The organism is Kitasatospora putterlickiae (genome assembly GCF_039527695.1).
Taxonomy (GTDB): domain Bacteria; phylum Actinomycetota; class Actinomycetes; order Streptomycetales; family Streptomycetaceae; genus Kitasatospora; species Kitasatospora putterlickiae.
In genome coordinates, this window is record NZ_BAAAKJ010000453.1 from 11,078 (window position 1) to 19,267 (window position 8,190).

At 75.4% G+C, this 8,190-nt stretch carries 8 protein-coding genes; 1 reads left to right on the top strand and 7 read right to left on the bottom strand.

Translation table 11 applies throughout. From position 1 onward, the window contains the following. Positions 1-20: 20 nt before the first annotated feature. The 7 genes from ABD308_RS36425 to ABD308_RS36455 all read right to left on the bottom strand — a co-directional run bounded on the left by ABD308_RS36425 (position 21) and on the right by ABD308_RS36455 (position 7,362). Positions 21-1,388 (bottom strand): aldehyde dehydrogenase family protein, encoded by a 1,368-nt coding sequence (locus tag ABD308_RS36425; protein WP_344344500.1) that lies wholly within the window; start codon positions 1,386-1,388, stop codon positions 21-23. Beyond that, a complete protein-coding gene (locus ABD308_RS36430; RefSeq protein WP_344344502.1) occupies positions 1,388-2,482 on the bottom strand; it encodes a phenylacetate--CoA ligase family protein in 1,095 nt (364 codons plus the stop codon). Before ABD308_RS36430 ends, ABD308_RS36425 begins: the two co-directional genes overlap by 1 nt. Continuing rightward, positions 2,479-2,886, bottom strand: a complete 408-nt coding sequence (locus tag ABD308_RS36435; RefSeq protein ID WP_344344504.1) for a YybH family protein — start codon at positions 2,884-2,886, stop codon at positions 2,479-2,481. Before ABD308_RS36435 ends, ABD308_RS36430 begins: the two co-directional genes overlap by 4 nt. Positions 2,887-2,894: 8 nt before the next feature. Beyond that, positions 2,895-3,698, bottom strand: coding sequence for an arylamine N-acetyltransferase family protein (locus tag ABD308_RS36440; RefSeq protein ID WP_344344506.1), 804 nt, complete (start codon positions 3,696-3,698; stop codon positions 2,895-2,897). A gap of 110 nt (positions 3,699-3,808) precedes the next feature. After that, positions 3,809-5,758 carry an anthranilate synthase family protein gene (locus ABD308_RS36445; RefSeq protein WP_344344508.1) on the bottom strand — a complete coding sequence of 650 codons (1,950 nt, stop codon included), beginning with the start codon at positions 5,756-5,758 and terminating at the stop codon, positions 3,809-3,811. Continuing rightward, positions 5,751-6,524, bottom strand: coding sequence for a 2,3-dihydro-2,3-dihydroxybenzoate dehydrogenase (locus tag ABD308_RS36450; protein ID WP_344344510.1), 774 nt, complete (start codon positions 6,522-6,524; stop codon positions 5,751-5,753). The genes ABD308_RS36445 and ABD308_RS36450 overlap by 8 nt, the downstream gene beginning before the upstream one ends. Before the next feature lie 223 nt (positions 6,525-6,747). Further along, positions 6,748-7,362: a flavodoxin family protein gene (locus tag ABD308_RS36455; RefSeq protein WP_344344512.1), complete on the bottom strand. Its 615-nt coding sequence runs from the start codon at positions 7,360-7,362 to the stop codon at positions 6,748-6,750. A gap of 246 nt (positions 7,363-7,608) precedes the next feature. Between ABD308_RS36455 and ABD308_RS36460 the strand changes: the two genes are divergently transcribed. Beyond that, positions 7,609-8,190: transaldolase family protein (locus ABD308_RS36460; protein ID WP_344344514.1), on the top strand; the 582-nt coding region annotated here is incomplete at its 3' end.

Consider the following 8,190-nt stretch of genomic DNA (forward strand, 5'->3'; position numbering starts at 1 on the left):
CCCCCGGGACCCCGGCCCGGTCAGCGGATGACCGTCTTGCTCCGCATCAGGAACTCCCCGAGGTAGCCGTCGTGCGGCACCCCCGGCCGGATCCAGTACGTCGGGTGGTCGCCCCGGTAGACGTTGGCGATGCCCGGCTCGCGCAGCAGCCGGTCGAACAGCGCGTCGTCCCCGGTCAGCGCGGTCAGCACCAGCGAGTTCCGCAGCGGCGCGACCCCGGCCTCCGGGCTCCACGGCGCCACCCAGACGCAGGGGAAGGCGAGTTCGATCCCGGCCTGCTCGGCGTCCGGCCGGTCCAGCTGGTGCACCGCCGGGCGCAGCACCGCGCTGCCGTCGCCGAGTTCGGCGACCACGCCGTCCCCGCCGAGCCAGGCCCGGGTGCCGGCCGCACGGCGCAGCAGGTACGCCTCGATCGCCCGGGCCTCGGCGACCGGTTGCACGGCGAGCACCGCCTTCTCGTCCTCCGGCGGCAGGGTGGGCAGCGCGGCGAGCCGTTCGGCGATCGCCGCCGCCAGCGGCGCCGGGTCCCCCTCGACCAGCACGGCGGTGGCGTTGACGCAGGCCACGCCGCCCTGGTGGGCGATCGAGTCGACGATGGTGTCCAGGTGGCCGCGCCAGTCGGTGTCCCGGGTGACCAGGATCTTGGAGCGGCCGGGGCCCTGCGGCAGCACGGTGCTTCCGGCGTACTTGCGGACCACCTCGTCGCCGCCGTAGACCATGCCGAGGTCGGCGCCGGCCAGCAGTTCGTCGGCGGCGTCGTGGTCGGTGGGCAGCAGCACCACCTGGTCGGAACCGAAGCCGGCCAGCCGCAGCGCGGTGATCAGCCGGTGCGGGGTGAGCGGTTCGCGGCGGGAGGGGCGGACGGCGACCCGGTAGCCCAGCGCCAGCGCCTCCAGCCAGAGGCCGTGCGGGCCGGGGTGGTTGCCGGCCGCGTGCACGGCGAACACCTCGCCGCGCCTGGTCCACACCGCGCCGCCGGTCAGCGTGGCGTCCTCCCGCCAGTCGGCCACCGCTCCGGCCGGGCGGGCCTGCCCGGCGGCCCAGCCGGCCTTCTCGGCGGAGTCGGCGATCGCCCGCGCGGCCTCCCGGACCACCCCGATCGGCACCCCGGAGACCCGGGCGACGGCCCGCTCGTAGCCGGCGAGGTCCAGGCCGTCGATCCGCCCGGTGAGGAAGATCCGCCCGGCCCGGGCGAGCGCGGCGGACCGCCGCTCGGCCGGCAGTGGCTCGGCGGCGTGCAGGGCGCGCATCGCGCGGTTGACGAACAGCCGTGGCACCAGACTGAGTTCGGCGAACGGCGCGCCGGTGACGTCGCCCACCACGGTGCGCCGGCGGGCCCGGTAGGGCGCACCGGGGCCGAGCGCGTCCAGTTGCAGCAGATCCGTCATCAGTACACCCCCTCGATCACCGTCTCGTCCTCGAACTCCCGGACCGGCGCGATGTCCGCGACCGAGTCGCCCGGCTGTCCGGGCGGCCCGGGGATCCGGGTGGCGAGGTCGCGCTCCAGGTTGTTGGGCATCAGCAGGCCCTTGGAGACGTGGTGCATCACCACCTGGCCGCGCTCGCCGTACTCCACCGTCCGGCCGGTCTCCGGGTCGACCACGTCGAAGCCCATGTACGGCGCGAAGGGGTCGTAGACGCAGGGGTCGTCGTCGGTCAGCCCGGGGCGCTCGCCGGCGTTGCCGAGGATCATGGTCGAGCCGTAGCCGCTGTAGAGCACCACCCCGGGGAAGACCTCGGTGCGGTAGAGGTGGCGGGTGTCGGGGTCCAGCTGGGTGCCGACCCAGTTGACCGCCCGGACCTTCTCGTTCACCAGCCCGGCCAGGGCGTCCCGGCGGGCGATCCGCTCCAGCACCGGCGGGGTGCAGAGCAGCACGCCGACGTCCTGGGTCTCCAGCACGAAGGCGACCTGGTCGACGATGTGCTCGGCGTAGGCGGCGGCCTCCTCGCCCCGGCCGGCCGAGATCAGCTTCTTGACCCAGCGCGGGTCCAGGTCGACGGTGAAGGCGAGGCCGCCGCGCAGGGCGGTCTGCGCCTTGATGACGTCGCCGACCATGTGCGGTCCGGTGGGTCCGACGACCAGCCAGTTGACGCCCCGCGGCACGCCGTGCAGGTCGAGTTGGGCGCTGGACCAGCCGAGCAGCCGGTCCAGCCAGTCGCGCAGCAGCAGGACCCGCTTGGGCGCGCCGGTGGTGCCGCCGCTCTCGTAGACGCCGACCACCTCGGCGCGCCCGCCGTAGCCGCGCGGCAGCAGGTCCTCGACCCGGGCGGTGCGCAGTTCGTTGGCGAGGTTGGGGAACCTCGCCAGGTCGGCGTGGGTGGTGACGTCGGTGAGCGGGTCGAAGCCGAGCGAGCCGGCCCGGGACAGCCAGAACGGGGAGCCGGTCTCCGGGGAGAAGTGCCAGCGCATCGCGGCGCGCAGGTAGGCGTCCGGGTCGGGGTCGGCGTCGAAGGGCGGGTCGAGCAGCGGATCGGGGGTCACTGCGGTCCCTCCTCGGGGAGGCGGTCGGTGCCGGGCGGGTTGTCGATGGCGTAGCGCCAGCGGCCGTCGGCGCCGCGCCGGGCGACGTCGGTGGCGGTGCCTTCGGAGCGGATCGGGCCGCCGTCCGGGCCTTCGCCCTCGATCAGGTAGTCCCCGATCAGCAGGGCGAGGTCGCCGCTGGTGTAGCAGTGCCGCAGCTCGATCCGGATCGGCAGGCCGAGGGCCAGGAAGCGGGCGACGGCGGCGCGCCGGTCGTCGCCGGTGAGCACGGTGCCGGGGCGGTCGACGAAGGCGGCGCCGGGTTCGAAGAGCGCCTCGACGGCGGCCGGGTCACCGGTGTTGAACGCCTCGGCGAAGACGGCCGGCAGCCGGGCGGGGTCGGTCGGCGGGGTCGCGGGGGCCATGGCGCGGGTCATCCGGTCTGGACGCCGGCGGTGACGCCGCCCGCGGGCTGGGCGGGCAGCCGGTCCAGGCTGAACCCGAAGTGGGTCTTGTACGCCTCCAGCACGGCCGCGTCCCCGGCGAACTCCCGGGTGACGCGCTCGCCGCCGGCCAGCGTGGCGAGCTGGTTGCCCTTGAGCGTGATCCGGCCGTCCTCGGTGCGCAGGGTGCAGAACACGTCCTGGAGGAAGGGCGACTCGGGCGCGGTGCGGTACCACCAGAGGGTCGGGCGGAAGTCCTCGATCCGCACCGGGCGGTCGTCCAGCCGGTACAGCGGCCTGTCGTTGAGCAGCACGTCGAAGCCGCCGCCCTCGACGTCCGCCAGCCGGTACTCGCCGTCCGGGTCGTGCTGGACCTCGCGGGAGGACAGCCGCAGCGGGTGGCGGCTGTTGCGGCCGAAGCCGGTGTCGACCAGCCACCGCTCGCCGTCCGCGGTGACCCGCAGGGCGAGGTGGCACAGCGCGGCGCCGAGCGTGCCGCCGGGGCGGTGGACCCGGCCGGGGAGGATCTCCACCGGGTAGCCGAGGGCGGTGAGCAGGAACGAGAAGGCCGGGTTCACCTCGTAGCAGCCGCCGCCCCGGTGCCGGCGGACGATCTTGTCGAGGACCCGCTCGTCCATGTGGACGGGCTCGTCGAGGTGGTAGCCGAGGTTCTCGAACGGCACGGACAGCACGTGCCGCTCCTGGAGGCGGGTGAGCGCGGCGAGGTCGGCCCGCTCGGGGCGTTCGGCGCCGATCCGGGCGAGGTACGCGTCCACCATGGCGTCGTCCAGCACGGTGATCTCTCCTTGTCGGTGGCTCGGGTCGGTTCCGGTGGCTCCGCCGGGGTTTTCCGGCTCCGCTCATCCTTTTCCGGGTGGAACGATTGAGGGACGTGCACAATCCGTCAGGGGAATTCCGGCCGCCCCGGCGCGATTCGACCGGCCGGCGCCAATGCCAGCGCGTGTTCGATCAGATCACCGGTGATCCGGACCCCGTCACGGGTGAGGACCGACTCGGCGTGGAACTGCACCGAGGCGAAGCCCGGCCCGCGCAGCGCGTGCACCTCACCGGTCGCGGCGTCCCGGGCGATCCGCACCGGGCCGACGCCGGGCGCCTCGAACCCCGCCCGCCCGTCCGCCCCGCCGCCCCAGGAGGCCGCGAAGGTGTTGTAGAAGCCGACCCGCTCGGCGGCGCCGAACAGGTCGATCGCGCGCTGCACGCCCTGGTTGGGCACCGCCCGGCGGAGCAGCGGCAGGCCCAGTTCGGCGCTGAGCACCTGGTGGCTCAGGCAGACCGCCAGGAACGGCCGCCGTGCGGCCAGCAGCTCCCGGACCGCCGCGCGCAGACGGGCGATCTTCGGGTGCGCGGTGTCGCGCGGGTCGCCGGGCCCGGGCCCGAGCACCACCAGGTCCGGCCCGGCGAGCGCGTACGGCTCGTCGAACCGGCGGACCTCCACCGCCAGGCCGAGCGCCCGCAGCTGGTGGCCGATCATCGCGGTGAAGGTGTCCTCGGCGTCCACCACCAGCACCCGCCGCCCGGCCAGCCCGGCGCGCGGCCGGGCCCGTTCGGCCTCCCCGGCGAGCCAGAAGTCCGCCAGGCCCCGGTTGCGCCCGGCCAGCGCCGCCCGCACGTCCGGGTGCGCGGCGAACCGGCCCCGGCCGCCGTCCGCCAGCGCGGCGAGCAGGCCGGCCGCCTTGGCGCGGGTCTCGGCCACCTCGGAGCCCGGGTCGGAGTGCCGCACCAGGGTCGCCCCGACGCCGATCCGCAGCCGTCCGCCGGCCGCGATGTCGGCGGTGCGGATCAGGATGCCGGAGTCCAGGGTCCGCCCGCCGGCCGCGTCCCGGCCGATCAGCGCGGCCACCCCGCTGTAGTAACCCCGGCCGCCTGGCTCGTACTTGGCGATCACCCGGGCCGCCGACTCCAGCGGACCGCCGGTCACGGTCGGCGCGAACAGCGTCTCGCGCAGCACCTCGCGCGGGTCCCGGCCGGTGCGGCCCTCGATGAAGTACTCGGTGTGCGCCAGCCGGGCCATCTCCTTGAGGTAGGGGCCGACCACCCGGCCGCCGCCCGGGCAGATCCGGGCCATCATCTTGAGCTCCTCGTCGAGCACCATGGACAGCTCCTCGGCCTCCTTGCGGTCGGCCAGGAACGCCATCAGCCCGGCGAGGTCCGGGCCGCGCTCCGGATAGCGGTAGGTGCCGCTGATCGGGTTCATCACCGCGCGCCCGCCGTGCACGCTGATGTGCCGCTCCGGGGTGGCGCCGACCAGCGTCCGCTCCCCGGTGTGCACCAGGAACGTCCAGTAGGCGCCGGTCTCCCGCTGCAGCAGCCGGCCGAACAGGGTGAGCGCGGCGGCCACGGCGTCCCCGGAGAGCGTGGCGGCGTAGCAGCGCTTGAGCACGAAGTTGGCGCCGGTGCCCTCGCCGATCTCCTCGGCGACCACCCGGCGGACGGTCTGCGCGTACTCCTCGTCGCCGGGCTCGAAGCCGCCGCCGGTCAGCTCGATCGGCCCGTCCGGGAGGCGGACGAGCAGCTCGGCGAGCGGCAGCACGGCCTGCTCGGTGACGCTCAGCGCGAGCAGCGGGGTGCCGTCGTCCGGGGCCTCGAAGCCGCGCTCGGCGATCTGCCGGTACGGGACCAGGGCGAGCAGCTCGTGCCGCTCGCCGGCCGGCCGGTCGGACAGCGGCAGTTCGGCCAGCACCGCCGGGGCGGACACCTCGCCGAGCAGCAGCTCGACCAGGCCGGGACCGGTGGCCTCCGGCCGGTGCAGCAGCGCGAACGCGGGCGGCCGCGCGGCCAGCACCCGGTCCAGCGGGGACGGCGGGGACGGCGGGAAGGGTCTGTCGCTACGCACCGAGCCCGGCACCCCCGTCCACCGTGAGCGCGTGCAGCGTGACGTGCCCGGCCTCGTCGGAGAGCAGGAAGGCCACCGCGTGCGCGACGTCCTCCGGGCGGCCCAGCCGGCCCAGCGGGATGCCGACCTTGTACGCGGACGGCAGCCCCGCGAGGGTCGCGGCCCGCCCGGCCTCGGCGTCCGGCCACATCCCGCGGAGCATCGGGGTGTCCGTCGACCCGGGCGCCACCACGTTGCAGCGGATGCCGTACCGGGCGACCTCCAGGCCGAGGCTGCGGGTGAAGTGGGTGGCCGCCGCCTTGGAGGCCGCGTAGGCGGCCATCCCGGTGCGCGGGACCAGGGCGGCGTTGGAGGCGACGGTGACGATCGCGCCGCGCCCGCGCGGGATCATCCGCCGGACCACCGCCCGGGAGACCCGGAAGACGCCCTCAGCGTTGATCGCGAACGTGGTCCGCCAGTCCTCGTCGCCGAGGTCGCGGATCTCGCCGAGCCGCAGCACCCCGGCGTTGTTGACCAGCTGGTCGAGCGGCCCCAGCCGCCGCTCGGCGGCCTCGACGGCCGCCTCGACCGAGGCGCTGTCGGTGACGTCGGCCGGGATCGCCGTCACCGCGAGGCCCTCGGCGGTCAGCTTGCCGGCCAGCCCGGCGAGGCGCTCGGCGTCCCGGTCCACGGCCGCGACCAGCGCGCCGCGCTCGGCCAGCAACCGGACCACGGCGGCGCCGATGCCGCCCGCCGCGCCGGTGACGAATGCCACCTTGTTTCTCATGTGCGGACCTCCCTGGGGGACGCGGCCCGGGGGCGCGGGCCGCGAGTGGGTTGGGGTGGTGCACAGCGGTGCGGAGCCCGGCTCAGGCACGCCGGGCGGACACCACGGCGAGCGCCTGGCGCGGGCTGGGCCGCGGGTCGCACAGGCTCGTGCACGTGCCGCCGCCCCGGGCCGGTGCGGCCCGCTGTCCTCTCCCTCCCGGGTCGGCGGACCCGCCGGACCGCTAGTCGGCGAGGCCGCCGAGCAGTCCGGCCACCCGGACCACCCGGCGGGCCTGGAACCCGACGGCGGCGATGTTCTCCTCGTGCACCTGGCCCGGCACGTTGCGGGAGACCGCGCTGGCCCCGTACGGGTTGCCGTTGTGCGGGCGGAACAGCACCGGATCGGTGGAGCCGGTGGCCAGGATCAGCGAGCCCCAGTGGCAGAACGCGTTGTGCAGCGCGAGGATCGCCGTCTCGTGGCCGCCGTGCGGCGCCGAGCCCGAGGTGAACGCGGAGACCGCCTTGTCGGCCAGCCCGCCGGGGATCGACAGCGGCGCCGTCGAGTCGACGAACCGCAGCACCGGCGCGGCCGGCAGGCCGAACCGCACCGGGGTTCCGATCAGGATGCCGTCCGCCCAGGCCAGGTCGGACAGGGTGGCCTCGGGCACGTCCGCGGTACGGACCCGCAGCTCCCGGACGGCCTCCTCGGTGCCCGGGACCACGGTGTCGTCCGGCAGGTCGGCGATCCGGCGCAGCCGCACCTCGGCGCCCGCCTTCCCGGCGGCGTCCGCCGCCGCCCCGGCCAGCCTGGCGACATTTCCGGTCGACGAGTAATAGATGACGGCAATCGTGGTCACGGCGGCGAACTCCTAAGGGACGGCGGCGCGTTCCCCCGATCCTTGACCGTGGGCGGCCGAGGGGCCAACGGAGTTCCCGGCACTTCGTCAGGTGGCGGCGGACTCCATCAAATACCCGCCGCCGAGTTCACCCGCCCGACCTGACATTGACCGAAGGACTCACTTTTCCGGGCACGAATTGCTCCCTATCCTCGGTCCACGGCCCGTTTGCGGACCGTCGCAGAGCCGAGGAGCAGTGATCCCGCAGTGAAGAAGCCGCCGGCCGCCTCCCCCCGCACCGGAGACCTGCGGCCGCTGATCGCCGAGGGCGTCTCGCCCTGGCTGGACGGGATCCACCGCGATCTGGCCACCTCGGGCCTGCTCGGCCGGCTGATCGAGCGCACCGGCCTGCGCGGCGCCACCACCAACCCGGCCCTGCTGGCCGGACCGCTGAGCCACCACCCGGCCTACACCGACCAGTTGGCCCGGCTGGCGGACCACCACGTCTCCCCCGAGGGCTCGGTCTGGGCCGCCACCGTGCACGATCTGCGGCTGGTCTGCGAGGAGTTCCTCGGGGTCTTCCGCGGCACCCACGGCCACGACGGGCTGGTCTCCGCCGACCTGGACCCGCGGCTCGCCCACGACCCGGCCGCGCTGGTCGCGGAGGCCGTCGAACTGGCCCGCGCGGTGGACCGGCCCAACCTGTTGGTGAAGGTCCCGGCCACCCCCGCCGGCCTGACCGCGATCCGCGACTGCGTGGGCCTCGGGCTCGGCGTGCACGCCACCGGCCTCTACTCGGTGCGGCGCTACGGCCAGGTGGTGGACGCCTACTTCGACGGCCTGGAGCGG

Bases quoted from the DNA above. Each gene is read 5' to 3' on its own strand.
- ABD308_RS36425 (WP_344344500.1), bottom strand. From the start codon at position 1,388: ATGACGGATCTGCTGCAACTGGACGCGCTCGGCCCCGGTGCGCCCTAC.
- ABD308_RS36435 (WP_344344504.1), bottom strand. From the start codon at position 2,886: ATGGCCCCCGCGACCCCGCCGACCGACCCCGCCCGGCTGCCGGCCGTC.
- ABD308_RS36450 (WP_344344510.1), bottom strand. From the start codon at position 6,524: ATGAGAAACAAGGTGGCATTCGTCACCGGCGCGGCGGGCGGCATCGGC.